This window comes from Mycolicibacterium aichiense (genome assembly GCF_010726245.1).
GTDB lineage: Bacteria > Actinomycetota > Actinomycetes > Mycobacteriales > Mycobacteriaceae > Mycobacterium > Mycobacterium aichiense.
Genome location: NZ_AP022561.1, coordinates 541,221 through 565,018, shown reverse-complemented (window position 1 = coordinate 565,018; position 23,798 = coordinate 541,221). Strand labels below are relative to the sequence as shown.

The window sequence follows — 23,798 nt, the reverse complement described above, 5'->3', positions numbered from 1 at the left end:
TGAGACCGCGACCACTTTCAGTATTCGGCCAGTACTGAAACGGATAAATCACAAAAAGCCGGACTGCTAGATCTGTTTCATCGATGTAGGGCAGCGGGAAGTCCGCGTTGACCGCATACCGGGAACGGCGTGACGATCTCCCGGTGCGCGCCGATTACGTTTTCACCAACGCCTCGGTCTTCCGCCCCGTAGGTGACACCCCCGCCGACAGTGTCGCAGTGCGCGACGGTCGGATCGTCGCCGTCGGACGCGGCGTCGATCGCGACGTGATCGGAGCCAACACCCAGATCGTCGACCTCGGCGGCGCGACCCTGCTTCCCGGCTTCGTCGACGCCCACGTCCATCCCGTCGCCGCCGGAATGCAAGCTCTCCGTTGCGATCTGTCCACGCTTGCACACGACCGGTCCGGCTATCGCGCGGCGATCGCCGAGTACGCGGCAGCCCATCCCGAGGACCACGTGATCGCGGGGAGCGGTTGGTACGGCGACGCCTTCGACGGTGGTTTCCCCACCGCCGCCGACCTCGACGATGTGGTCGCCGATCGGCCGGTCGTGCTGTCGAGCCACGACGGCCACGGCGTCTGGGTCAACAGCCGCGCGCTCGCCCTCGCCGAGGTCGACGCCGCCACCCCGGACCCGCCAGGCGGGCGCATCGTGCGCGACCACGACGGAAAGCCCACCGGCATGCTCGTCGAAAGCGCCGCCGATCCGTTCAACCGCCTCATCCCACAGGTCACCCCGGAGTTCCTGCGGAGGGCTCTACTCGAGGCCCAGCGACAGCTGCATGCCGTCGGTGTGACGAGCTGGCAAGACGCCGGTGTCGGCATTCCTGCGTTCGGCCTTACCGATATCCTCGCGACCTACCTCGACGCGGATGCCGCCGGCGAGCTGAAGTCACGGGTGGTCGGGGCGCTGTGGTGGACAGCCGAGGCGGGGATCGCCCAGATGGACGAACTCCTGGCCCGCCGTGCCGCGGCAGGCCAACGCCGGTTCAGTGCCACAACGGTCAAAGTGATGCAGGACGGCATCTGCGAGAACTGCACGGCAGCGATGCTTGCTCCCTATCAGGGCGGTACCTGCGCCACTGCGACAACCGGGATGTCGTTCATCGACGCGAGCGAGCTCACCGAGATAACGACTCGTCTTGCCGCCGAACACTTTCAGATCCACATGCATGCCGTCGGCGACCGCGCGGTGCGCGAGTGTCTCGACGCGCTGGAAGTGGCCGTCCGATCGACGCCACAATTCGACGGGCGACACCAGATCGCGCACCTCGACGTCGTCGACCCGAGCGATATCCCGCGATTCGGCGCGCTCGGCATCGTCGCCAACATCCAGGCATTGTGGGCCCGTCGAGACACCGAGATCGTCGAGCGCAAGCTGCCGCTGCTGGGACCGGACCGCGCCCGGTGGCACTTCCCGTTCGGATCATTGTGGCGGCACGGTGCGCGGCTGGCGATGGGGAGCGACTGGCCGGTCACCGACCCGAATCCGTTGTGGGCCATCCACACCGCCGTGCACCGCACAGGTACCCGCGCCGATCCGCACGCGGTCGGCACGGACGTGTTCGACAGTCCTCTGCAGGCACAGGAGGCCATCGAATTGCGCACCGCCTTGACGGCGTACACCGCCGGCTCGGCGTATGCCAACCATGACGCGGAGCGCGGCACCATTGCGGTCGGCAAGGTCGCGGACCTGGTCGCACTCGACGGCGACGTCTTCGGCGCCGAGGACATCGGCGCCGTGCAGGTGGCGCTGACCATGGTCGGCGGGGAGGTCGTGCACCGGCGGTGATTCACATTTGCCGATCGCGGGCATTTCACTGTCGTGACCGACCAGTCCCACCCCATCCGCAATTCGAGCGTGCTGGCGAAAGCCATGAAGTACTTCGCCCGCGCCCACATCGCGGTCTATCGCCGCACCAACGGCAAGCTGGGTGCGAAGCTGCTGTGGTTTCCCGCCGCGCTGCTGACGACCACCGGCCGCAAATCCGGTCAGCCGCGCACCACCGCAACGCTCTATCTGCAGGACGGCGATCGGATCGTGCTGCCCGCGTCCTACGGCGGGCGCAACTCGAATCCCGCGTGGTATCTGAATCTGAAGGCCAACCCGAAGGTCGAGGTCCAGGTGCGCGGCACGATTCGAAACATGACCGCACGGGACGCGACCGACGACGAGCGCCGGGTGTACTGGCGCCAGCTGACCCGAATCTACCCGCCGTACAAGGGGTATCAGGACGCCGCGGACCGGCGCATCCCGTTGGTGGTGTGCGAGCCGGTGTGAGTCAGGCGCCGAAGACCGGCAGCGGAGTGCGCGAGTTGGCGATCAGGTCGCGGACGACCGGGCCCAGCTCGGCGGGATCCCACCGGTCGCCCTTGTCGATGGTGCCGCCGCGGTTCCAGCCCTCGGCCACTCGGATGATGCCGCCCTCGACCTCGAACACCTGGCCGGTGATGTCTTTCGACTCGACGCTGCCCAGCCACACCACCAGCGGCGAGACGTTCTCCGGTGCCATGGCGTCGAAAGCCTTGTCCTGCGTTGACATCATCTCGGCGAAGACGGTCTCGGTCATCCGGGTACGCGCCGACGGCGCGATGGCATTGACTGTGACGCCGAAGCGGCCCATCTCGGCGGCGGCGACCAGCGTCAGCGCGGCGATGCCCGCCTTGGAGGCGCTGTAGGTCGCCTGCCCGACGCTGCCCTGCAAGCCAGCGCCCGAGCTGGTGTTGATGATCCGGGCGTCGACGGCGTTGCCGGCCTTGGACTGTGCGCGCCAGTACGCCCCGGCGTGCTTCATGGTGGCGAAGTGCCCCTTGAGGTGCACGGCGGTGACGGCGTCGAATTCGTCCTCGGTGGCGTTGACGAACATCCGGTCCCGCACGATGCCGGCGTTGTTCACCAGCACGTCGAGGCCGCCAAAGCTGTCGACAGCGGTCTGGATCAGCGCCTCGGCCTGGGCCCAGTCCGCGACGTTGGATCCGTTGGCGACGGCTTCCCCACCGGCAGCGGTTATTTCGTCCACCACGTCCTGCGCAGCGCTACCGCCGCCGGCCGGCGAGCCGTCGAGCCCGACCCCGATGTCGTTGACGACCACACGCGCGCCTTCAGCGGCGAAGGCCAGCGCGTGCGCCCGGCCGATGCCGCCGCCCGCTCCTGTCACGATGACGACACGGCCGTCGAGAAGTCCCATTGACGTTGTCTCCTTATTTGATGTCGGCAGTGGTGGTCGACAGGTAGTGCGGCGGTTCCCCGCCGCCGTGTACCTCCAGCGACGCACCGCTGATGTAGGACGCCGCGGGCGAGGCGAGAAATGCTGTGGCCCAACCGATGTCCTCGGGCTTGGCCAGCCTCCCCAGCGGCACGTTCGCCGAAATGGCCGCGATGGACTCGGCGTCACCGTAGAAGAGTTCGGACTGCTCGGTCTCGACCATGCCGACGACGACGGAGTTGACCCGGACCTTCGGCGCCCATTCCACGGCGAGCGTGGTGGTCATGTTCTCCATGCCGGCCTTGGCCGCCCCGTAGGCGACGGTGCCCGGCGTCGGCCGCCGGCCGCTCACGCTGGTGATGTTGATGATCGAGCCACCGGAGTCCTGAGCCTGCATCACCGCATTGGCATGTTGCGAGACCGACAGCGCACCAAGGAGATTGAGCTCCACGATCTTGGTGCTGAATTTCGCCGACGCATCGGCGGCGAGTACATAAGGTGAGCCACCCGCATTGTTGACGACGACGTCGAGGCGCCCGTGGTCGGCGACGATGCCGTCAATGAGAGCTTTGACGGCCTCGTCGTCGCGGATATCGCATGCCCTGAACTCGTACGGCGACCCCTCGACGGGGCGCCGGGCGCACGTGATGACGGTGGCGCCCTGCGCGGCGAAGACAGCGCTGATTCCAGCGCCGACACCCCGCACACCCCCTGTCACCAGGACGACAGAGGCGCTCAATTGCAGGTTGATACCGCTGTCAGCCGCTTCGGTCACTGTGCTAGCGTACCAAGCAAGTGCTTGCTTAGGTATTCACCCCGTCAGGAAGTGGCCCAGGTATCCCGATGACCATCACCACCAGCACCGTCGAACCGGGCATCGTCGCCGTCACGGTGAACTACCCGCCCGTCAACGCGATCCCCTCCCGCGGCTGGTTCGAGCTCGGTGACGCCATCACCGCGGCAGGCCGCGACATGAGCACCCACGTGGTGATCCTTCGTGCCGAAGGCCGCGGCTTCAACGCCGGCGTCGACATCAAGGAGATGCAGAACACCGAGGGGTTCACCGCCCTGATCGACGCCAACCGCGGGTGCTTCCATGCATTCCGCGCGGTGTATGAGTGCGAGGTGCCGGTGGTCGCGGCCGTCAACGGCTTCTGCGTCGGCGGCGGTATCGGACTGGTCGGCAACTCCGACGTGATCGTCGCGTCCGACGACGCCAAGTTCGGTCTGCCCGAGGTGGAGCGCGGCGCACTGGGCGCGGCGACCCACCTGTCCCGGCTGGTGCCGCAGCACATGATGCGCCGGCTGTTCTTCACCGCCGCCACGGTGAGCGCCGAGACGCTGCATCACTTCGGATCGGTGCACGAGGTGGTGCCCCGCGCCGAACTCGACGAGGCAGCACTGCGGGTGGCCCGCGACATCGCCTCCAAGGACACCCGGGTGATCCGCGCCGCCAAGGAGGCGCTGAACTTCATCGACGTCCAGCCGGTCAATGCTCGGTACCGGATGGAGCAGGGCTTCACCTTCGAACTCAACCTGGCCGGCGTCTCCGATGAGCACCGCGACGCGTTCGCGGGAACCGACAAGGGATCGAAATAGCATGGCAGATAAGCAAACCACCCTTGACGAGGCCGTCTCGGTCGTCGAAAGCGGGATGACGATCGGCATCGGCGGTTGGGGTTCGCGGCGCAAGCCGATGGCCCTGGTGCGCGCCTTGCTGCGCACCGACGTGACCGACCTGACCGTCGTCACCTACGGCGGCCCCGACCTCGGACTGCTCTGCTCGGCCGGCAAGGTCAAGCGGGTCTACTACGGCTTCGTGTCCCTGGACTCGCCCCCGTTCTACGACCCGTGGTTCGCCAAGGCCCGCACGACAGGTGCAATCGAGGCACGCGAGATGGACGAAGGCATGCTGCGCTGCGGTCTGCAGGCCGCGGCCCAACGTCTGCCGTTCCTGCCGATCCGCGCCGGGCTGGGCAGTGACGTGCGGGCGTTCTGGGGTGACGAGCTCAAGACGGTGAAGTCGCCGTATCCGACCGGGGAAGGCTACGAGGAACTCGTGGCCATGCCCGCGCTCAACCTGGACGTCGCCTTGGTGCACCTCAATCTCGGTGACGCTCAAGGCAATGCCGCGTACACCGGCATCGACCCGTACTTCGACGACCTGTTCCTGATGTCGGCGCAGAAGCGGGTCATGTCGGTGGAGAAGGTGGTGCCGACCGACGAGCTGGTGAAATCTGTTCCGGTGCAAGCATTGCTGATCAACCGGATGATGGTTGACAGCGTGGTCGAGGCACCCAACGGTGCCCACTTCACCACCGCCGAGCCGGACTACCGTCGCGACGAGAAATTCCAGCGTCACTACGCCGAGGCCGCCGGATCCGACGACACGTGGGCCGAGTTCGTCTCGACCTATCTGTCGGGGAGTGAAGACGATTACCAAGCCGCAGTGCGCAAGTTCAAGGCAGATCAGGAGGCCGCGAAATGATCTCCGCAACCCGCGCCGAGGTGTGCGCCGTCGCCTGCGCGGAATTGTTCCGTGACGCAGGCGAGATCATGGTCAGTCCGATGGCCAACATGGTGTCGATCGGTGCCCGGTTGGCCCGACTGACGTTCTCCCCCGACATCCTGCTGACCGATGGCGAAGCGCGCATCCTCGCCGACACCCCGGCAATGGGCGCCACCGGAGCCATCGAGGGCTGGATGCCGTTCGGCCGTGTCTTCGAGACGCTCGCCTGGGGCCGGCGCCACGTGGTGATGGGCGCCAACCAGATCGACCGCTATGGCAACCAGAACCTGTCCGCGTTCGGGCCGCTGCAGCATCCGACCCGGCAGATGTTCGGCGTGCGCGGCGCTCCGGGTAACACGATCAACCACGCGACCAGTTACTGGGTCGGCAACCATTCCAAACGGGTGTTCGGCGAGAGCGTCGACATCGTCTCCGGAATCGGCTGGGACAAGATCGATCCGGACAATCCGGCCTACCGCTTCATGAACGTCTACCGGGTGGTGACCAACCTGGGTGTGTTCGACTTCAACGGACCCGACCACCAGATGCGGGCGGTGTCGCTGCATCCGGGCGTGGAGCCCGAACAGGTCGCCGAGAACACCTCGTTCGAGGTGCACGGCCTTGGCGAGGCCGACACCTCTCGCCTGCCCTCCGGCGAGGAGCAGAAGCTGCTGCAAGAAGTCATCGACCCGAAGTCGTTGCGGGACAGAGAAGTCAAGTGATGAGCGCTTGCGCGAAGAACCTCGGGCCCCGATGACCGCCCGCCTGAAGACCCCGCTGACCGACCTGATCGGCATCGAACACCCGGTGGTACAGACCGGCATGGGCTGGGTCGCCGGTGCGCGGCTGGTGTCGGCCACGTCCAACGCCGGCGGCCTTGGCATCCTGGCATCGGCCACGATGACCATCGACGAGCTGGCGAACGCCATCAAGAAGGTCAAAGCGGCCACCGACAAACCGTTCGGCGTCAACATCCGCGCCGACGGCGCCGACGCCCCCGATCGCGTCGACCTCATGATCCGGGAAGGGGTCAAGGTCGCGTCGTTCGCGCTGGCCCCCAAGCAGGAACTGATCGCGAAGCTCAAAGAAGCAGGCTCCGTGGTGATTCCGTCGGTCGGCGCAGCCAAACACGCGAAGAAGGTGGCGAGCTGGGGCGCCGACGCCGTCATCGTGCAGGGCGGTGAAGGCGGCGGCCACACCGGCCCGGTCGCCACCACCCTGCTGCTGCCCTCGGTACTCGACGCTGTCGACATCCCGGTGATCGCCGCCGGCGGCTTCTTCGACGGACGCGGACTGGCCGCGGCGTTGTCCTACGGCGCGGCGGGAGTCGCGATGGGAACCCGGTTCCTGCTGACCTCGGATTCGACTGTGCCCGAAGAGGTCAAGCAGCGTTACCTTGGCGCTGCCCTCGACGGCACCGTGGTGTCCACCCGGGTCGACGGCATGCCACACCGGGTGCTGCGCACCGAACTCGTCGAGAAGCTCGAAAGCGGCTCGCCGGTTCGCGGCTTCGCCGCGGCGGTGCGTAATGCCGCCAAGTTCAAGAAGATGTCTCAGATGACGTGGGCGGGGATGATCCGCGACGGTCTGGCGATGCGCCACGGCAAGGACCTCACCTGGTCGCAGGTGCTGATGGCGGCCAACACCCCGATGCTGCTGAAGGCCGGGCTGGTCGAAGGCAACACCGAGGCGGGTGTCCTGGCCTCCGGGCAGGTCGCCGGGATCATCGAGAATCTGCCGTCCTGCGCCGAGCTGGTCGAGACCATCGTCACCGACGCCGTCAAACACCTGCAGTCCGCCAGCTCCTACATCATATAAAGCTATACGCTTCATTGTGTCGAAATGAAGCTATAGTCTTCATATGAACGAAGTGAAGGCTATCGCTTCATCGTGCCGGGCGGCATTGATCGGCGACGTCGTCGACTCCCGCCGCGCCACCGACCGCGCGGACCTGCACCGGCGCGTGACCGAAGCGCTCGGCGCGGTCGCCGCGGACCCTCCCGCGTTCACGGTCGGTGACGAGTTCCAGGGCAGTTATCCGACCGTGGGCGCCGCGATCGACGCCGCGTTGACCGTCCGCTTGGCGCTCGATGCCGACATCGACGTGCGCTTCGGTATCGGCTGGGGTGAGATGACGGTGCTCGACTCGGCCACCGGCATTCAGGACGGCCCCGGCTGGTGGTCGGCGCGAGAAGCCATCGAGTGGACCGCGGCCGCCCAGCAGCAACCTGCGCTGGCAACGGTGCGCACCGCCTACCGCCGCCACGGCGACACCGGCCCCGACCCGCAGGCCGTCAACGCCGCCCTGTTGTGTCGGGACCACCTGCTTGGATCGATGGATGCCCGGTCCCTTCGGCTCCTGCGGGGACTGCTCGACCACAAGACGAAGAAGGAATTGGCGGCCATGGAAGGGATCAGCGCATCGGCGGTGTCCCAGCGGACCGCCCGCGATGGACTGGATCTGCTGGTGCTGGCTTCCGAACAGCTGAGGGTGGTCCGGTGAGCGGCGTCGCCGTGTTTCTGATCGCGATCGGGTGTGCCGATGGCCTGCGCAGGCTGACTCGGCACCGATGGCCGCCGGTCGTCAGCGGCCCCGTGGTCGCGGTGATCACCGCCGCGATGTGCGGGCTCTGGCATCTCGGTGATCTGATCCTGGTCGGCATCGCCGCGGCGGCCTCGGTGGTGTGGGAGCTGTCATGCACCCGCGCCGAGCGGGTCGGGGGCCGCAGGCAAGTGGCGCCGCTGGTCTTGTTCGGCGGCGTGCTGACGGTGCTGATCCTGCTGTCCGGCTTGGGTTCGCCGGTGGCCGGCCCGGTCAAGGCCTGGCTCGGCGGGCCCCGGTGACCGCGACCGATCCGACCCGAATCATGTTGGCGGTCGGGGTGATTCTGCTGCAGATCGCGACAGGCAACCAACTGGTCCGTCTTCTGCTGGGGTCAGTGGGCTCGGTCAAGCCTGCCGGCGAGCCGCAGCCGTCCGACAAGCTGAAGGGCGGGCGGCTACTCGGGCCGATGGAACGGTTGTTGATCGTCGGGCTGGCCCTGGCCGGGCAGCTGGCCGTCGCGACGGCGGTGGTGGCAGCCAAGAGCATCATCCGGTTCCCGGAGATCAACGCCCAAAAGGCCAGGGAGAATGGCGGTATCGGCATCGACGATGTGACCGAGTACTTTCTGGTTGGCAGTTTCGCCAGCTGGATCGTGGCGCTCGGTGGTCTCGCCCTGACCGGTCTCGGTTAGCCGAATCGCCGTCGCGGGACGGCGTCGGCGTCATACGTTGTGCACCATGAAAATGAATGCCGCCATCTTGTGGGATTACGGCCAAGACTGGAGCGTCGAAGAAGTCGAGCTCGATCCGCCGAAGGACGGCGAGGTTCTGGTTTCGTTCGAGGCCACCGGGTTGTGCCACTCCGATCACCACATCCGCGACGGTGATCTGGTCGCGCCCATTCCGCTGATCGGTGGGCACGAAGGCGCGGGCATCGTGCAGGAGGTCGGGCCGGGAGTTCGCGATCTCAAGGCCGGCGATCACATCGTGGCCGCATTCCTGCCCGCCTGCGGACGCTGCCGCTGGTGTGCGACCGGAAAGTCGAACCTGTGCGACATGGGCGCCGAGATCCTCATGGGCCTACAGCCCGACGGCACCTTCCGCCGGCATGCCCGCGGCCAAGACATCTACGCGGCAATCGGTTTGGGCACCTTCGCTCCCTACGGCACCGTCCCGGAGGCGTCGCTGGTCAAGATCGACGACGACATCCCGCTGACCCGGGCCTGCCTGCTCGGATGCGGTGTCACCACCGGATGGGGTTCGGCGGTCAACACCGCCGACGTGGCGCCGGGCGACACCGTGGTCGTCATCGGTTGCGGCGGCATCGGTAGCGGTGCCATCCAGGGCGCCCGGCTGGCGGGCGCCGAGAAGATCGTCGTGATCGACATCGTAGAGAGCAAGCGGGACAAGGCATTTCTGTTCGGCGCCACCCACTTCGCGACGTCGATCGCGGAAGGCACCGAGTTGGTCCGCGAGCTCACCAAGGGGGTGATGGCCGATTCCGCCCTGCTGACGGTGGGACTGGTCGAAGGCCAGATGATCAACGACGCACTGGAACTCGTCAGCAAGGGCGGCGCCGTGGTGCTCACCGCGCTGGCGCCGATGACCGACGTGACGCCGGTGCTGCCGATGACGATGTTCACGCTGTTCCAGAAGCGGCTGCTCGGCAGCCTCTACGGACAGGCCAACCCGCGCGCCGACATACCCAAGCTGCTCAGCCTCTACCGCCAGGGCAAGCTGCTGCTCGACGAGACGGTCACCCACGAGTACAAGCTGGGCGAGATCAACAACGCCTACGACGACATGCTCGCCGGCCGCAACATCCGTGGAGTCGTGCTGCACGACCACTGACGTCGCGATTGTGCGGTTTCATACGCTGCCGACGGCGCGCCGCGTATGAAACCGCACAATCGACGAAAGTCGTTAGAGCCGTTCGATGATCGTGACGTTGGCGGTGCCGCCGCCTTCGCACATCGTCTGCAGGCCGTAGCGGCCGCCGCGGCGCTCGAGTTCGTTCAGCATGGTGGTGAACAGCTTGGCGCCGGTGGCCCCCAGCGGGTGGCCCAGTGCGATCGCGCCACCGTTGGGATTGACCCTCTCCGGGTCGGCCTTGGTCTCCTTCAGCCAGGCCATCACCACCGGCGCGAACGCCTCGTTGATCTCCACGACGTCGATGTCGTCGATCGTCAGGCCGGCCTTGTCCAGTGCGTACTTGGTCGCCGGGATGGGGCCGGTGAGCATGAACACCGGGTCGGCGCCGCGGGCGCTGATGTGGTGGATGCGGGCCCGCGGGGTGAGCTTGTGGTCCTTGACAGCCTGCTCGCTGGCGAGCAGGACCGCGCTTGCGCCGTCGGAGATCTGGCTGGCCATGGCCGCGGTCAGCCGGCCGCCTTCGCGGAGCGTCTTGAGCCCCGCCATCTTCTCCAGGCTGGATTCGCGCGGGCCCTCGTCGGTGCGGAAGTCACCGACCGGGACGATCTCGTTCTCGAAGTTGCCGTTGCGGATGGCGGCGAAGGCCTTGTTGTGGCTGTTCAGCGAGAACTCTTCCATCTCCTCGCGAGACAGGCCCCACTTCTCGGCGATCATCTCCGCGCCGCGGAACTGCGAGATCTCCTGATCGCCGTAGCGGTGCAGCCAATTCTCCGACTCGTTGGTCGGCGAAGTGAAGCCGAACTGCTCGGCGACGGTCATCGCCGAGGAGATCGGGATGCGGCTCATGTTCTGCATGCCGGCAGCCAGGATCAGATCCGCGGTGCCGGCCATGATGGCCTGTGCACCAAAGGAAATCGCCTGCTGGCTGGAGCCACACTGGCGGTCGACGGTCACGCCCGGCACCTCTTCGGGGAACCCGGCCGCCAGCCAGGTGTTGCGGCCGATGTTGCCGGCCTGCGGGCCGATGGTGTCCAGGCAGCCGACGATCGCGTCCTCGACGGCGCCGGGGTCGACGTCGACCCGGTCGAAGATGCCGCGGAACGCCACCACTCCGAGGTCGATGGGATGGACGTGGGCCAGCGAACCGTTGCGCTTGCCGACCGCCGTGCGTACGGCGTCGATGACGTATGCCTGTGAAGCGGGGGCCATGTCGATCTCCTTACTTTGCGGCGGCTATTCCGCCGAGGACGATGGAAAGGTATTGGCGGCCAACCTCTTCGGCCGTCAGCGGGCCACCCGGTTGATACCAACGCACGGAAACCCACGTGGTATCCCGGATGAACCGGTAGACCACGTCGACGTCGATGTCGGGCCGGAAGTAGCCCTGCTCGACGCCGGAGTTGAGCAGGTCGAGCCACATCTTGCGCTGCTCTTTGTTGCGAGCTTCGACGAAATCGAACTGCGGCAGCGACGACAGCCGCTTGGCCTCGTCCTGGTAGATCACCACCTGCGCGTGCCGGTCTTCGATCGCCTCGAAGGACGTCATGAACAGGCCCTTGAGCCGCTCCAGCGGATTGGGCTCGGTGGTGATGATCTGCTGATAACGGTCGAACAGCCAGTCCAGGAAGTCGCGCAGGACCTCCTCGACCATCTGCTCCTTGCTCTTGAAGTGGTGATAGAGGCTGCCGGACAGAATGCCCGCCGAGTCAGCGATGTCGCGCACGGTGGTCGCACGCAGGCCGCGCTCGGCGAACATCGTCGCGGCGAGCACCAGAAGCTCGTCGCGACGACTGACCGGCTGCTCCGTCACGCGCGTTGGCTCGAAACCGAAATGACTTCGCCGGTCAGGTAACTCGAGTAGTCACTGGCAAGGAACGCGATGGTGGCCGCCACCTCCCACGGCTCCGCGGCGCGGCCGAACGCCTCACCCTCCGACAGCCGATCGAGCAGGTCGGCCGAGCTGACCTTCTCCAGGAACTTGTGTCGCGCGATGCTCGGCGACACGGCATTGATACGTACCCCGTATTCGACGGCTTCGATTGCGCTGCAACGGGTCAGCGCCATCACGCCGGCCTTGGCGGCGGCGTAGTGCGACTGCGAATGCTGCGCCCGCCACCCGAGCACGCTGGCATTGTTGACGATCACTCCGCCGTGACCGGCATCGCGGAAGTACCGCAGCGCGGCGCGGGTCGCCCGCATCACCGACGTCAGCGTCACGTTGAGGACGCGGTCCCATTCCTCGTCCGTCACGTCGATGACGGGAGTCTCAGCGCCGAGCCCGGCGTTGTTCACCAGCACGTCGAGGCGGCCCATTCGCGCGGTGGTGGACGAGATCAGCGCATCGACCTGGGCGGTGGACGTGACATCGCACACCACCGCCTCGACCCGGCCCAACCCCAATTCGGCCAACTGGTCCCGGGTTTCACCGAGCCGGCGTTCGTGGTGATCGGAGACGACGACGTCGGCACCTTCGAGCAGCGCGCGCCGCGCCGTCGACGATCCGATACCGGTTCCCGCCGCCGCCGTCACGACGACGACCTTCCCGGTCAGCAGACCGTGGCCCGCGATTTCCTCGGGCACCTCCGACAATGACGCCACTAGCCCTTCGCCTCTCGAGGTAGGCCGAGTACCCGCTCGGCGATGATGTTGCGCTGGATCTCGTTGGACCCGCCATAGATGGTGTCCGACCGGGAGAACAGGAACAGCCGCTGCCACTCGTCGAACTCGCCGCCGTCCAGGAGCAGCCCGGAGCGGCCCTTGATGTCCATCGCCAGCTCGCCGAGGTCGCGATGCCAGTTCGCCCACAACAGCTTCGACACGTTGTCCATGCCTGGCTGCTCCACGTCCATGGTTGCCAAGGCGTAAGAGCGCATGGTCTGCAGCCCCGCCCACGACCGGGTGAGCCGCTCGCGGATCAGCGGATCATCGATCGCACCATTGGACTTGGCCAGCTCGGCGACACCGGAAAGCTCACGGGCATAACGGATCTGCTGTCCGAGAGTGGACACCCCGCGCTCGAAAGTCAGCAATCCCATCGCCACCCGCCAGCCGTCGCCCGGCTCGCCGACCACCAGGTCCGCGTCGGTGCGGGCGTCGGTGAAGAAGACCTCGTTGAACTCCGAGTCGCCGGTCAGCTGAATGATCGGGCGGATCTCCACGCCCGGCTGATCGAGCGGCACCAGCAGGAAGGACAGGCCGGCGTGCCGCTTGGAGCCCTTTTCCGTGCGAACGACCACGAAGCACCACTGCGCCCAGTGCGCCAGCGAGGTCCACACTTTCTGCCCGTTGATGATCCATTGGTCACCGTCGAGAACGGCCGAGGTGGAGACGTTGGCCAAATCGCTGCCGGCGCCGGGTTCGGAGTAGCCCTGCGACCACAACTCGGTGACGTCAAGAATCCGCGGCAGGAACCGCTGCTGCTGCTCGGGGGTGCCGAAGGCGATCAGGGTGGGCCCGAGCAGTTCCTCGCCGAGGTGGTTGACCTTGTCCGGGGCGTCAGCCTTGGCGTACTCCTCGTAGAACGCCACCCGGTGGGCGACCGACAGGCCGCGCCCACCGTGCTCGACCGGCCAGCCCAGGCAGGTCAGGCCCGCAGCTGCCAGGTGCTGGTTCCAGGCCAGCCGCTCCTCGAAGGCTTCATGCTCGCGACCCGGGCCGCCGAGGCCTTTGAGCGCGGCGTATTCACCGACCAGATTGTCGGCCAGCCACTCGCGGACCTCCGCCCGGAACTCCTCGACCGTGATCACCCTTGTAGGCTAACCTACCAAGCACTTGCTTTGTTAGCCCGGGACCGATGCACCGGGTATCAAGCCTTGAGGAGTCTCGATGACGAGCGCCCCGCGCACCACACCCGCGGTGCTGGACCGGATGGCACTCGATTTCGCCGACCACGACGCACTGGTCACCGACGACCGCACGTTCACTTTCGCCGAGCTCCGCGACGAGGTCCGCCGGGCGGCCGCCGCGATCATCGGGCTGGGCGTGCAACCCGGCGACAAGATCGCCATCTGGTCACCGAACACCTGGCACTGGGTGATCGCTTGTCTGGCCACGCAGTACGCCGGTGCGGTGATGGTGCCCCTGAACACGCGTTATACCGCCGACGAGGCCTCTGACATCTTGGCCAGGACGCACGCGCCGCTGCTGTTCGGCATGGGCCGGTTCCTGGGCGCCGACCGGGTCGGCGATCTCGACCGGGCCGCGCTACCCGATCTCCGGCACATCGTGCGCATCCCGATCGACGAGGCGGACGGCACCTGGGACGAGTTCCTCGCCGGCCCGCAGGTGCCGCTGTCGGAGGTCGAAGCGCGCGCCGCCGCGGTGCGTCCCGATGATCCGTCCGACGTGCTGTTCACCTCGGGCACCACCGGCCGCAGCAAAGGTGTGCTCTGCGCGCACCGGCAGTCACTGGCCGCGCCCGCGGCATGGGCCGAGTGCGGCCAGCTCACCAGCGCCGACCGCTACCTGTGCATCAACCCGTTCTTCCACAACTTCGGCTACAAGGCCGGCATCCTGGCCTGCCTGCAGACCGGGGCGACCCTGATCCCTCAGCTGACGTTCGACCCCGAGCAGGCCATGCGGGTGATCGCCGAGAAGCGCATCACCGTGGTCCCCGGGCCGCCGACCATCTTCCAGACCCTGCTGGATCACCCGAATCGCACCCAGTACGACCTGAGCTCACTGCGGTTCGCGGTGACCGGCGCGGCGACAGTGCCGGTCGTGCTGATCGAACGCATGCAGGCCGAGCTGGACTTCGACATCGTGCTCACCGCGTACGGGCTGACCGAGGCCAACGGCTTCGGCACGATGTGCCGCGCCGACGACGACGCCGTCACAGTCGCGACCACCTGCGGACGGCCGATCGCGGATTTCGAACTGCGCATCGACTCCCCGGATTCCGAGACCGGAGCCGGTGAGGTGCTGCTGCGCGGACCCAATGTGATGCTGGGCTATCTCGACGATCCGGCGGCGACGGCGGCGGCGATCGACAGTGATGGCTGGCTGCACACCGGGGACGTCGGCACCGTCGACGAGGCCGGGAATCTGCGCATCACCGACCGGCTCAAGGACATGTACATCTGCGGCGGTTTCAACGTCTACCCCGCCGAGATCGAGCAGGTTCTGGCCCGGCTGGAGGGAGTCGCCGACGCCGCCGTGATCGGCGTGCCCGACGAACGCCTCGGTGAGGTCGGGCGGGCGTTCATCGTGCGCCGGCCCGGCAGCGACCTCGACGAGCAGGCCGTGATCGATTACACCCGCAAGCACCTGGCCAATTTCAAGACCCCGCGCTCGGTGGTATTCGTGGAGGCACTACCACGAAACCCCGGCGGAAAAGTGGTCAAACCCACACTGCGAGAGATGGTTTGATGGATCTACGCTACGACGACGCGACCGAAGAGTTCCGCACCGAGGTGCGGAACTTCCTGGCGGCCAACAAGGATTCGTTCCCGACGAAGTCCTACGACAATGCCGAAGGGTTCGAACAGCACCGCCGCTGGGACCGAATCCTGTTCGACGCCGGGCTGTCGGTGGTGACCTGGCCGGAGAAGTACGGTGGCCGCGACGCAACCCTGCTGCAATGGGTGGCTTACGAGGAGGAGTACTTCCGGGCCGGCGCGCCGGGTCGCGCGAGCGCCAACGGCACCTCGATGCTGGGACCCACCCTGTTCGCGCACGGAACCGAGGAACAACTGGACCGTATCCTGCCGAAAATGGCCAGCGGCGAGGAGATCTGGGCGCAGGCCTGGTCGGAGCCGGAGTCCGGGAGCGACCTGGCGTCGCTGCGGTCCACGGCCACCCAGACCGACGGCGGCTGGCTGCTCAACGGCCAGAAGATTTGGAGCAGCCGCGCACCGTTCGGTGACCGCGCCTTCGGCCTGTTCCGGTCCGATCCGAGCGCCGAACGGCACAAGGGATTGACCTACTTCATGTTCGACCTGAGGGCCGAGGGTGTGACAGTGCGCCCGATCGCGCAGCTCGGCGGTGACACTGGCTTCGGAGAAGTGTTCTGCGACAACGTATTCGTGCCCGACGCCGACGTCATCGGCGCCGTGCACGACGGCTGGCGGGCCGCGATGAGCACGTCGAGCAACGAGCGCGGTATGTCACTGCGCAGCCCGGCTCGATTCCTCGCACCGGCCGAGCGTCTGGTGTCGGAATGGCACCGCCGTGGTGCCGACCCGGCGATCGCCGACCGGGTAGCCGATGCCTGGATCAAGGCGCAGGCCTACCGGTTACACACATTCGGCACCGTGACCCGGGTCGCCGCCGGCGGCGAACTGGGCGCCGAGTCGTCGGTGACCAAGGTGTTCTGGTCGGATCTCGACGTCGCACTGCACCAGACGGCGTTGGAACTCCGCGGCGCCGACGCCGAGCTGACCGACTCCTGGACCGAAGGCCTGCTGTTCGCGTTGGGCGGTCCGATCTACGCCGGGACCAACGAGATTCAGCGCAACATCATCGCCGAGCGCCTGCTCGGGCTGCCCCGAGAAAGCTCAGCGAGCGCAGGAGCGAAGAAATGAAATTCGCACTCGACGAACAGCAGCGGGATTTCGCCGCCAGTATCGACGCCGCGCTCGGTGCCGCCGATGTGCCCGGCGCGGTCCGGGCATGGGCGCAAGGCGACACCGCACCCGCCCGCAAGGTGTGGTCGGCGCTGACCGACCTCGGCGTGACCGCCCTGGCCGTTGCCGAGAAGTACGACGGTATCGAAGCGCATCCCGTCGACCTGGTGGTCGCCCTGGAACGCCTCGGCCGCTGGAACGTTCCCGGACCCGTCACCGAATCCATTGCGGTGGCGCCTGTTCTGCTCGTGGATGACGACCGCTCGGCCGCCTTGGCGGCCGGTGAACTGATCGCCACGGTGGCATTGCCGCCGTCGGTGCCCCGCGCGGTCAACGCCGACTTCGCCGGGCTGACCCTGCTGGCGCAGGACGGATCCGTGAGCGATGCGACCGTCGGCGACGCGCACTCCTCCGTCGACCCCAGCCGCACGCTGTTCGACGTGACCGCCGCAGAAGCCCGCGACGCCGATGTGGCACGGGCCTTTGAGTACGGGGCGCTGGCGACCGCCGCACAACTGGTCGGCGCCGCGCAGGCGATGTTGGACATGTCTGTCGAATACGCCAAGCAGCGCAGCCAGTTCGGCCGCATCATCGGCAGCTACCAGGCGATCAAGCACAAGCTCGCCGACGTGCACATCGCGGTGGAGCTGGCCCGGCCCCTGGTCTATGGAGCGGCGCTGTCGCTGGCCGACGGATCCCCGGACACCGCACGCGATGTCAGTGCAGCAAAGGCGGCGGCCTCGGACGCCGCGCTGCTGTCGGCACGGGCATCGCTACAGACCCACGGCGCCATCGGTTTCACCTCCGAACACGACCTGTCGCTGTGGCTGCTGCGGGTCCAGGCGCTGCACTCGGCGTGGGGGGATCCGAGCAGCCATCGTCGTCGAGTGCTGGAGGCGCTGGCATGACATCCACCGAAGAACGGCAGATGCTGCGCGAGACCGTCGCCGCGCTGATCGACAAGCACGCGTCACCCGCCGCAGTGCGCGAGGCGATGGAGTCAGATCGCGGCTACGACGCGTCGTTATGGTCCAAGCTGTGCGAACAGGTCGGCGTCGCCGCCCTGGTGGTGCCCGAGGAACTCGGCGGTGCCGGCGGGGAATTGGCTGATGCTGCAGCAGTTCTCGAGGAGCTGGGTCGCGGCCTGGTCCCGACGCCGCTGTTCGGAACGACGCTGGCCGAACTGGCCCTGCTCGCCGCGGACGAGCCCGACACCGACGCACTCGAACAGCTCGCTGCGGGTGAGTCCATCGGCGCCGTGGTGTTCGATCCCGGCTACGTGGTCAACGGTGACATCGCCGATGTGGTGGTCGGCGTCGAGGGCGGCTCACTGACCCGGTGGAGTGACGTCACCGCCGAACCGGTGCAGACCATGGATCCGACTCGCCGGCTGGCGCGCCTGTCCGCCGGATCCGCCACCGCAATTGGCACCGATCCCGGCCTGGCCGACACCGCGTCGATCCTGCTGGCGGCCGAGCAGATCGGCGCGGCCACCCGCTGCCTGGAGCTCACCGTCGACTACACCAAGGAACGCGTGCAATTCGGCAGGCCCATCGGCAGCTTCCAGGCGCTCAAACACCGGATGGCCGATCTGTACGTCGCCGTGCAGTCCGCCCGTGCCGTCGTCGACGACGCCATTGCCGCACCGTCGCCGACATCGGCAGCGCTGGCCCGCCTGGCCGCCACCGAGGCGCTCACCAAGGTGGCCGGTGAAGCGATCCAACTGCACGGCGGAATCGCGATCACCTGGGAGCACGACATCCAGCTGTACTTCAAGCGTGCGCACGGCAGCGCCCAGCTGCTCGGTCCGGTGTCGGACCAAGTACGCCAGCTCGAATCACAGGTGTTCTAGCCTGACTTCGGTGAAGTTCACCGCGGTCAACCTGCCCCATCCGATCGGCTACGTCCTCGGCGGGGGCGGCAGCCTGGGTGCGGTACAGGTCGGCATGCTGCAGGCGCTGAGCGAGCGAGACCTGGGTCCCGACCTGGTGGCCGGCACCTCCGTCGGATCGATCAACGGGGCGGTGCTGGCGTCGGACCCGGTCGGGGCCGCCAACCGGTTGTCCCACGCGTGGGCGCGGATGACCCGGGAGGAAGTGTTTCCCGGCGGCCTGATCGCCCAGGCGTTGCTGTTGCAACGGGTCAAGACCCACCTGTTCCCCAACACCGGGCTGGCAGCCGTCATCGCCGACTTCCTCGGCCCTACCACGGATTTCGCCGATCTCGTCCTGCCGTTCGCGGCCGTCGCCGTCGATGTCGCGACCGCGCAGCCCCATGTGCTCCGGCAGGGCCCGCTGCTGCCCGCGCTGCTGGCCAGCTCCGCCATACCCGGCATCTATCCGCCCGTCGACCACGACGGAATGCGGCTATACGACGGCGGCGTGGTGGCCAACGTCCCGATGCGCCAGGCCGTCGCGATGGGCGCCCGCTCGCTTGTGGTGCTGGACTGTTTCTTCCCTGGTCAGCTGCCGCGCTCCACCGACACCATCGCCGACATCCTGCTATACACCGCTCTGGTGACCATGCATTCACAGTCGGTGTCCGAGGCGACGCTGGTAGCCGAGAACATCCCGGTGGTGTACCTGCCCGGACCCGCGCCGCGGCTGGTCTCGCCGCTGGACTTCACCCACACGGCCGAGCTGATCGAGGACGCGTACCTCGCGGCGCGTCAGTTCCTCGACGAGCTCAACGTCGACGGACCCGGGCTGTACCGTCAGCGCCCGCCGGAGAAAGGTGCTCTAGCGTGAGTCCGGTGAACGACCACGTGGCGTTGCGGGCCGGAATCCCGCCGTTCTATGTGATGGACGTGTGGCTGGCCGCCGCCGAACGCCAGCGCACCCACGGTGATCTGGTGAACCTGTCGGCGGGCCAACCCAGCGTCGGCGCTCCGGAACCGGTGCGGGCAGCCGCGGCGGCGGCTCTGGAGGCCAACCAGTTGGGCTACACCGTCGCTTTGGGCATCCCGGAGCTACGGCAGGCGATTGCCGGGTCCTACGCCGACCGGTACGGCGTGGACGTCAGCGCCGACGACGTGGTGGTCACCACCGGATCCTCCGGCGGATTCCTGCTGGCATTCCTGGCATGCTTCGACGCCGGCGACCGCGTCGCGATCGCCAGCCCCGGTTATCCCTGCTACCGCAACATCCTGTCCGCTCTGGGATGCGAGGTGGTGGAGATCCCGTGCGGGCCCCAGACGCGGTTCCAGCCGACGGTGCAGATGCTGGCCGAGCTGGACCCGCCGGTGCAGGGTGTGATCGTCGCCAGCCCGGCCAACCCGACCGGCACCGTGATCCCGCCCGAGGAACTCGCGGCGATCGCCAGCTGGTGCGACCAGACCGGGGCCCGGCTGATCAGCGATGAGGTGTACCACGGGCTGCTCTACCCCGGCGCCCCGGAAACGTCATGTGCGTGGCAGACCTCGCGCAATGCCGTTGTGGCGAACAGCTTTTCGAAGTACTTCGCGATGACGGGCTGGCGGCTGGGCTGGCTACTGGTGCCGCCGGCGTTGCGCCGGGCGGTGGACTGCCTGACCGGCAATTTCACGATCTGTCCGCCGGTGCTGCCGCAGTATGCGGCGGTGGCCGCGTTCACGCCGGAGGCCATCACCGAAGCGGAAGGCCATCTACACCACTACGGCGCCAACCGGGAGAAGCTGCTGACCGGACTGCGCGACATCGGCCTGAACCGGCTGGCCCCGACCGACGGGGCGTTCTACGTGTACGCCGACGTCTCGGACTACACCTCGGACTCGTTGCGGTTCTGCGAAAAGCTCTTGGCTGACACCGGATTAGCGATCGCGCCGGGGGTCGACTTCGACACCGTGCGCGGCGGGTCGTACGTCCGGTTGTCATTCGCCGGGCCGTCGAGCGACATCGACGAGGCGCTGCGCCGGCTGGGACCATGGCTGAGCAGCCAGTAGCTCAACGGGCGCTCCAGCCGCCGTCCATCGTGTAGGACGCGCCGGTCACCATCGCCGCGGCAGGCGATGCCAGCCAGCCGACCAGGTCGGCGACCTCGTCGGGTTCCACCAGCCGCTTGATCGCACTCTCGCTGAGCAGGATCGTCTCGAGTACTTCCTGCTCGTCGATGCCGTGGGTCCGGGCCTGATCAGCAATCTGCTTGGTGACCAACGGCGTTCGCACGTAGCCCGGGTTGACGCAGTTGCTGGTAACGCCGTGCGGGCCACCCTCCAGTGCGGTCACCTTGGACAAGCCCTCCAGCGCGTGTTTGGCCGTCACGTAGGCGACCTTGAACTCCGAGGCACGCAGCCCGTGGATGGAGGAGATGTTGATGATCCGGCCGAACCCGCGCTCGTACATCACCGGCAACACGGCACGCACGAGCAGGAACGGCGCCTCCACCATCAGCGCGAGCAGCGTCCTGAACTTCTCCGGCGGATAGTCCACGATCGCATCGATGACCTGCATTCCGGCGTTGTTGACCAGGATGTCGAAGTCCAGGTGCAGCTCTTCCAACGCGGTGACGTCGAGAAGGTCTACCTCCCAGGCTTTTCCGCCGATCTCACCGGCCAGCGCAGCGGCCCCGGCACCGTCGATGTCGGCGACGGTGACTTTCGCCCCGCGGGCGGCCAGCTCGCGGGCGCAGGCCGCACCGATGCCACTGGCCGCCCCGGTGACCAGAGCAGAGCGCCCGTCGAGCGCCGTCATGTCAGCGCCGCCGCGGACGCCGGCCTGCCCTCACGCTGGGCATCGGCGGTGTCGATATCCGCCAGGTCGATACCCTTGGTCTCTCGGGTGAACGCCAGCGCGACAAGGGTTATCACCGCGGCGCCGGCCAGATAGATCGCGATCGGCACCGCCGACTTGTAGGTCTCCAACAGCTTCACCGCGATGATCGGCGCCAGCGACCCCGCGAAGATGGCGGTGACCTGATAGCCAAGGGAGACACCGGAATACCGCATCCGGGTCGGGAACATCTCGGCCATCAGCGCCGGTTGCGGCGCGTACATCAGCGCGTGGATGACCAGACCGAGAATGATCGAACTCATGATCAGCAGGTAGTGGCCGCTGTTCATCATCGGGAAGGCGAAGAAGCCCCATGCGCCGGCGCCGAGCGCACCGATCAGATAGACCGGTCTGCGCCCGAAGCGGTCCGACAACCGGCCCGCGTATGGGATCACCACGAAGTGCACGGCGTGCGCGGCCAACAGCCACCACAGGATGTCGCTGGTGTCGGCGTGCACCTGCACCTTGAGATAGGTGATCGAGAAGGTGACCACCAGGTAGTACATGATGTTCTCCGCGACCCGAAGCCCCATCGCGGTGAAAACTCCACGCGGATAGCGCTTGACGACCTCGACGACACCGTAGGAGCTCGCCTTGATCTGCTCTGCCTCCTTTTGCGCCTCGACGAAGATCGGGGCGTCGGTGACCTTGGTCCGGATGTAGTAGCCGATGAGCACCACCACCGCCGACAGCCAGAACCCGACCCGCCATCCCCAGGACAGGAACGCGGTTTCCGACAGCGTGGTGGTCAACGTCAGCAGCACCACCGTGGCGAGGATATTGCCCACCGGCACACCGGCTTGCGGCCAGCTGGCCCAGAATCCGCGCTCCCGGCTGGGACTGTGTTCGGCGACCAGCAGCACCGCGCCGCCCCACTCACCGCCCACGGCGAAGCCCTGAAGGAAGCGCAGCACGACCAGAAGCGCGGGCGCCCAGTAGCCGATCTGCCCGAAGGTCGGCAGGCAGCCCATCAAGAATGTCGACGCCCCGACGAGAACCAGGCTGAACTGCAGGAGTTTCTTCCGGCCGTACTTGTCACCGAAATGGCCGAACACGATTCCACCGAGCGGTCGCGCGGCGAAGCCGACGGCATAGGTGATGAACGCCGCAAGGATCGCGTCGAGGTCGCTGGTCCCCTTGGCGAAGAAGATCTTGTTGAAGACCAGCGTGGCCGCTGTGCCGTAGAGGAAGAACTCGTACCACTCGACGACGGTGCCCGCCATCGAGGCAGCGACCACCTTGCGAAGGCCGCTCGTCACAGTGGTCACGCTCATCTGTCCCTCCTCGGTAACTCCCATGCCCCTATGTGACGGCAGCCACACGTTGATGAGTATTCGCGCACGCCATATCCCACGCAATGCCGAAATCCGCAGGACGGATCTGCGATTATGCAGATATGTCCGCGTCGTCTGCGTCGAGGCCGAGCGCCGACGATCTGCTCGTGCTGCTGGCCGTCGGCCGGTCCGGGCGCTTCGTGTCCGCCGCCGAAGAACTGGGCCTCAACCACACCACGATCTCGCGGCGGATAGCCGCCCTGGAGCAGACCTTGGGCGGACGGGTGCTGGGGCGCGGCGCCGGTGGGTGGGAGTTGACCGACCTGGGCCGCGAAGCTCTGGTTGCGGCCGAGACCATCGAGTCGGCGGTGCGCTCGCTTGCGGGGAGCGCCGACGGGGCCCGGCCGCTGGAAGGGGTGGTGCGGTTGTCGGCCACGGACGGGTTCAGCGCCTACATCGCTGCACCGGCCGCCGCCCAGATGCAGCGGCGCCATCCTGGCGTCACCGTCGAGATCGTCACCGCGACACGGCGCGCGTCACAACAGCGATCCGGCCTCGACATCGAGGTGGTGGTCGGCGAGCCGCGGGTGCGCCGCGCCGTCGCCACTAGACTCGGCGACTACCGGCTCGGGCTTTACGGATCACACGACTATCTGTCCCGGCACGGCTCCCCCGCCACCGTCGCCGAGCTGGCGCGCCACCGGCTGGTGTACTTCATCGATTCCATGCTGCAAGTCGACGATCTGGACCTGGCGTCGAGTTTCGTTCCGGCGATGCAGGAATCGGTGACGTCGACCAACGTCTTCGTCCACGTCGAGGCGACCCGGGCGGCCGCCGGCCTGGGACTGCTGCCCTGCTTCATGGCCGACCGCCATGACGACCTGGTTCGGGTGTTGCCCGATGAGGTGGCCGTCGACCTGAGCTACTGGCTGGTGGCGCGCGAGGAGACCTTGCGCAGGCCAGAGGTTGGGGCGCTGGTCGAGGCGATCACGGTTCGCATGCGCGAGATGGCCGGCGCACTGGCCGGGACCGGCGCGCCCTGAGCGAAAGTGTTGCGTGACAACACCGGAGCTGGTGGGCTCAT

The 23,798-nt window shown here is 67.2% G+C and carries 23 protein-coding genes and 1 pseudogene; 16 read left to right on the top strand and 8 right to left on the bottom strand.

Annotated features, from left to right (window positions below; genetic code table 11):
* The first annotated feature begins 107 nt into the window (after positions 1 to 107).
* Together G6N32_RS02685 and G6N32_RS02680 are read left to right on the top strand one after the other, a co-directional pair.
* On the top strand, positions 108 to 1,793 hold the full coding sequence (locus G6N32_RS02685) for an amidohydrolase (RefSeq protein ID WP_232077453.1): 1,686 nt from the start codon (positions 108 to 110) through the stop codon (positions 1,791 to 1,793).
* Positions 1,794 to 1,877: 84 nt separating this feature from the next.
* Positions 1,878 to 2,282 carry a nitroreductase family deazaflavin-dependent oxidoreductase gene (locus tag G6N32_RS02680; RefSeq protein ID WP_115318872.1) on the top strand — a complete coding sequence of 135 codons (405 nt, stop codon included), beginning with the start codon at positions 1,878 to 1,880 and terminating at the stop codon, positions 2,280 to 2,282.
* A 1-nt stretch (position 2,283) separates the two neighbouring features.
* Here the strand turns inward: G6N32_RS02680 and G6N32_RS02675 are convergent, their stop codons facing one another.
* Positions 2,284 to 3,189 carry an SDR family oxidoreductase gene (locus tag G6N32_RS02675; RefSeq protein WP_115317477.1) on the bottom strand — a complete coding sequence of 302 codons (906 nt, stop codon included), beginning with the start codon at positions 3,187 to 3,189 and terminating at the stop codon, positions 2,284 to 2,286.
* A gap of 13 nt (positions 3,190 to 3,202) precedes the next feature.
* A complete protein-coding gene (locus tag G6N32_RS02670) occupies positions 3,203 to 3,982 on the bottom strand; it encodes an SDR family oxidoreductase (protein ID WP_115317478.1) in 780 nt (259 codons plus the stop codon).
* 68 nt (positions 3,983 to 4,050) lie between these two features.
* On the opposite strand from G6N32_RS02670, the gene echA20 reads away from it, so the two are divergent.
* The 7 genes and pseudogenes from echA20 to G6N32_RS02635 all read left to right on the top strand — a co-directional run bounded on the left by echA20 (position 4,051) and on the right by G6N32_RS02635 (position 10,111).
* Positions 4,051 to 4,806 carry a (7aS)-7a-methyl-1,5-dioxo-2,3,5,6,7,7a-hexahydro-1H-indene-carboxyl-CoA hydrolase gene (gene echA20, locus G6N32_RS02665; protein WP_115317479.1) on the top strand — a complete coding sequence of 252 codons (756 nt, stop codon included), beginning with the start codon at positions 4,051 to 4,053 and terminating at the stop codon, positions 4,804 to 4,806.
* 1 nt (position 4,807) lies between these two features.
* Entirely contained in the window at positions 4,808 to 5,695 is an 888-nt protein-coding gene (gene ipdA, locus G6N32_RS02660) for a cholesterol ring-cleaving hydrolase subunit IpdA (RefSeq protein ID WP_115317480.1), read from the top strand.
* Positions 5,692 to 6,438, top strand: coding sequence for a cholesterol ring-cleaving hydrolase subunit IpdB (ipdB, locus tag G6N32_RS02655; protein ID WP_115317481.1), 747 nt, complete (start codon positions 5,692 to 5,694; stop codon positions 6,436 to 6,438). Before ipdA ends, ipdB begins: the two co-directional genes overlap by 4 nt.
* A gap of 31 nt (positions 6,439 to 6,469) precedes the next feature.
* Positions 6,470 to 7,534 carry a (3aS,4S,5R,7aS)-5-hydroxy-7a-methyl-1-oxo-octahydro-1H-indene-4-carboxyl-CoA dehydrogenase gene (gene ipdC, locus G6N32_RS02650; RefSeq protein WP_115317482.1) on the top strand — a complete coding sequence of 355 codons (1,065 nt, stop codon included), beginning with the start codon at positions 6,470 to 6,472 and terminating at the stop codon, positions 7,532 to 7,534.
* A 43-nt stretch (positions 7,535 to 7,577) separates the two neighbouring features.
* Complete coding sequence (locus tag G6N32_RS02645) at positions 7,578 to 8,219, top strand: SatD family protein (RefSeq protein ID WP_115317483.1); 642 nt, start codon at positions 7,578 to 7,580, stop codon at positions 8,217 to 8,219.
* Positions 8,216 to 8,952, top strand: a pseudogene (locus tag G6N32_RS02640) (hypothetical protein). The gene G6N32_RS02645 and the pseudogene G6N32_RS02640 overlap by 4 nt, the downstream one beginning before the upstream one ends.
* 46 nt (positions 8,953 to 8,998) lie before the next feature.
* The gene (locus G6N32_RS02635; protein ID WP_115317484.1) at positions 8,999 to 10,111 is read left to right on the top strand and encodes an NDMA-dependent alcohol dehydrogenase; all 1,113 of its coding nucleotides are present in this window, start codon (positions 8,999 to 9,001) and stop codon (positions 10,109 to 10,111) included.
* Positions 10,112 to 10,183: 72 nt separating this feature from the next.
* Here G6N32_RS02635 and fadA6 read toward each other — a convergent pair whose 3' ends face one another.
* Genes fadA6 through ipdE1 form a run of 4 tightly spaced genes read right to left on the bottom strand, consistent with a single transcriptional unit; the run spans position 10,184 to position 13,878 of the window.
* Positions 10,184 to 11,341 (bottom strand): steroid 3-ketoacyl-CoA thiolase FadA6, encoded by a 1,158-nt coding sequence (gene fadA6, locus G6N32_RS02630; protein WP_115317485.1) that lies wholly within the window; start codon positions 11,339 to 11,341, stop codon positions 10,184 to 10,186.
* 10 nt (positions 11,342 to 11,351) lie between these two features.
* Positions 11,352 to 11,942, bottom strand: a complete 591-nt coding sequence (gene kstR2 / locus G6N32_RS02625; RefSeq protein WP_115317486.1) for a TetR family transcriptional regulator KstR2 — start codon at positions 11,940 to 11,942, stop codon at positions 11,352 to 11,354.
* Positions 11,939 to 12,730 (bottom strand): (5R,7aS)-5-hydroxy-7a-methyl-1-oxo-2,3,5,6,7,7a-hexahydro-1H-indene-carboxyl-CoA reductase, encoded by a 792-nt coding sequence (gene ipdF / locus G6N32_RS02620; RefSeq protein ID WP_115317487.1) that lies wholly within the window; start codon positions 12,728 to 12,730, stop codon positions 11,939 to 11,941. Before ipdF ends, kstR2 begins: the two co-directional genes overlap by 4 nt.
* Positions 12,730 to 13,878, bottom strand: a complete 1,149-nt coding sequence (gene ipdE1, locus G6N32_RS02615; RefSeq protein WP_115317488.1) for an acyl-CoA dehydrogenase IpdE1 — start codon at positions 13,876 to 13,878, stop codon at positions 12,730 to 12,732. Before ipdE1 ends, ipdF begins: the two co-directional genes overlap by 1 nt.
* A 79-nt stretch (positions 13,879 to 13,957) precedes the next feature.
* Between ipdE1 and fadD3 the strand changes: the two genes are divergently transcribed.
* Genes fadD3 through G6N32_RS02585 form a run of 6 tightly spaced genes read left to right on the top strand, consistent with a single transcriptional unit; the run spans position 13,958 to position 20,614 of the window.
* On the top strand, positions 13,958 to 15,499 hold the full coding sequence (gene fadD3, locus G6N32_RS02610; protein WP_115317489.1) for a 3-((3aS,4S,7aS)-7a-methyl-1,5-dioxo-octahydro-1H-inden-4-yl)propanoate--CoA ligase FadD3: 1,542 nt from the start codon (positions 13,958 to 13,960) through the stop codon (positions 15,497 to 15,499).
* The gene (locus tag G6N32_RS02605; RefSeq protein ID WP_115317490.1) at positions 15,499 to 16,653 is read left to right on the top strand and encodes an acyl-CoA dehydrogenase family protein; all 1,155 of its coding nucleotides are present in this window, start codon (positions 15,499 to 15,501) and stop codon (positions 16,651 to 16,653) included. Before fadD3 ends, G6N32_RS02605 begins: the two co-directional genes overlap by 1 nt.
* Complete coding sequence (locus tag G6N32_RS02600) at positions 16,650 to 17,603, top strand: acyl-CoA dehydrogenase family protein (protein WP_115317491.1); 954 nt, start codon at positions 16,650 to 16,652, stop codon at positions 17,601 to 17,603. The genes G6N32_RS02605 and G6N32_RS02600 overlap by 4 nt, the downstream gene beginning before the upstream one ends.
* Positions 17,600 to 18,547 (top strand): acyl-CoA dehydrogenase IpdE2, encoded by a 948-nt coding sequence (ipdE2, locus tag G6N32_RS02595; RefSeq protein WP_115317492.1) that lies wholly within the window; start codon positions 17,600 to 17,602, stop codon positions 18,545 to 18,547. The genes G6N32_RS02600 and ipdE2 overlap by 4 nt, the downstream gene beginning before the upstream one ends.
* A 10-nt stretch (positions 18,548 to 18,557) precedes the next feature.
* Positions 18,558 to 19,442, top strand: a complete 885-nt coding sequence (locus G6N32_RS02590; protein WP_218565258.1) for a patatin-like phospholipase family protein — start codon at positions 18,558 to 18,560, stop codon at positions 19,440 to 19,442.
* 5 nt (positions 19,443 to 19,447) lie between these two features.
* On the top strand, positions 19,448 to 20,614 hold the full coding sequence (locus G6N32_RS02585; protein ID WP_115318874.1) for a pyridoxal phosphate-dependent aminotransferase: 1,167 nt from the start codon (positions 19,448 to 19,450) through the stop codon (positions 20,612 to 20,614).
* 1 nt (position 20,615) lies between these two features.
* On the opposite strand, the gene G6N32_RS02580 is transcribed toward G6N32_RS02585, so the two are convergent.
* Together G6N32_RS02580 and G6N32_RS02575 are read right to left on the bottom strand one after the other, a co-directional pair.
* Positions 20,616 to 21,362, bottom strand: a complete 747-nt coding sequence (locus G6N32_RS02580; RefSeq protein ID WP_115317493.1) for a 3-hydroxybutyrate dehydrogenase — start codon at positions 21,360 to 21,362, stop codon at positions 20,616 to 20,618.
* Positions 21,359 to 22,714 carry an MFS transporter gene (locus tag G6N32_RS02575; RefSeq protein WP_272871137.1) on the bottom strand — a complete coding sequence of 452 codons (1,356 nt, stop codon included), beginning with the start codon at positions 22,712 to 22,714 and terminating at the stop codon, positions 21,359 to 21,361. Before G6N32_RS02575 ends, G6N32_RS02580 begins: the two co-directional genes overlap by 4 nt.
* A 122-nt stretch (positions 22,715 to 22,836) precedes the next feature.
* Between G6N32_RS02575 and G6N32_RS02570 the strand changes: the two genes are divergently transcribed.
* Positions 22,837 to 23,757, top strand: coding sequence for a LysR family transcriptional regulator (locus G6N32_RS02570; protein ID WP_172507214.1), 921 nt, complete (start codon positions 22,837 to 22,839; stop codon positions 23,755 to 23,757).
* Positions 23,758 to 23,798 lie beyond the last annotated feature (41 nt).

Coding starts and splice junctions, on each gene's coding strand:
- G6N32_RS02575 (WP_272871137.1), bottom strand. CDS start 22,714: ATGAGCGTGACCACTGTGACGAGCGGCCTTCGCAAGGTGGTCGCTGCC.
- G6N32_RS02580 (WP_115317493.1), bottom strand. CDS start 21,362: ATGACGGCGCTCGACGGGCGCTCTGCTCTGGTCACCGGGGCGGCCAGT.
- G6N32_RS02600 (WP_115317491.1), top strand. CDS start 16,650: ATGAAATTCGCACTCGACGAACAGCAGCGGGATTTCGCCGCCAGTATC.
- fadA6 (WP_115317485.1), bottom strand. CDS start 11,341: ATGGCCCCCGCTTCACAGGCATACGTCATCGACGCCGTACGCACGGCG.
- ipdE2 (WP_115317492.1), top strand. CDS start 17,600: ATGACATCCACCGAAGAACGGCAGATGCTGCGCGAGACCGTCGCCGCG.
- G6N32_RS02605 (WP_115317490.1), top strand. CDS start 15,499: ATGGATCTACGCTACGACGACGCGACCGAAGAGTTCCGCACCGAGGTG.
- ipdB (WP_115317481.1), top strand. CDS start 5,692: ATGATCTCCGCAACCCGCGCCGAGGTGTGCGCCGTCGCCTGCGCGGAA.
- G6N32_RS02645 (WP_115317483.1), top strand. CDS start 7,578: ATGAACGAAGTGAAGGCTATCGCTTCATCGTGCCGGGCGGCATTGATC.
- G6N32_RS02675 (WP_115317477.1), bottom strand. CDS start 3,189: ATGGGACTTCTCGACGGCCGTGTCGTCATCGTGACAGGAGCGGGCGGC.
- G6N32_RS02635 (WP_115317484.1), top strand. CDS start 8,999: ATGAAAATGAATGCCGCCATCTTGTGGGATTACGGCCAAGACTGGAGC.
- G6N32_RS02680 (WP_115318872.1), top strand. CDS start 1,878: ATGAAGTACTTCGCCCGCGCCCACATCGCGGTCTATCGCCGCACCAAC.
- ipdA (WP_115317480.1), top strand. CDS start 4,808: ATGGCAGATAAGCAAACCACCCTTGACGAGGCCGTCTCGGTCGTCGAA.
- fadD3 (WP_115317489.1), top strand. CDS start 13,958: ATGACGAGCGCCCCGCGCACCACACCCGCGGTGCTGGACCGGATGGCA.
- echA20 (WP_115317479.1), top strand. CDS start 4,051: ATGACCATCACCACCAGCACCGTCGAACCGGGCATCGTCGCCGTCACG.
- ipdC (WP_115317482.1), top strand. CDS start 6,470: ATGACCGCCCGCCTGAAGACCCCGCTGACCGACCTGATCGGCATCGAA.
- G6N32_RS02570 (WP_172507214.1), top strand. CDS start 22,837: ATGTCCGCGTCGTCTGCGTCGAGGCCGAGCGCCGACGATCTGCTCGTG.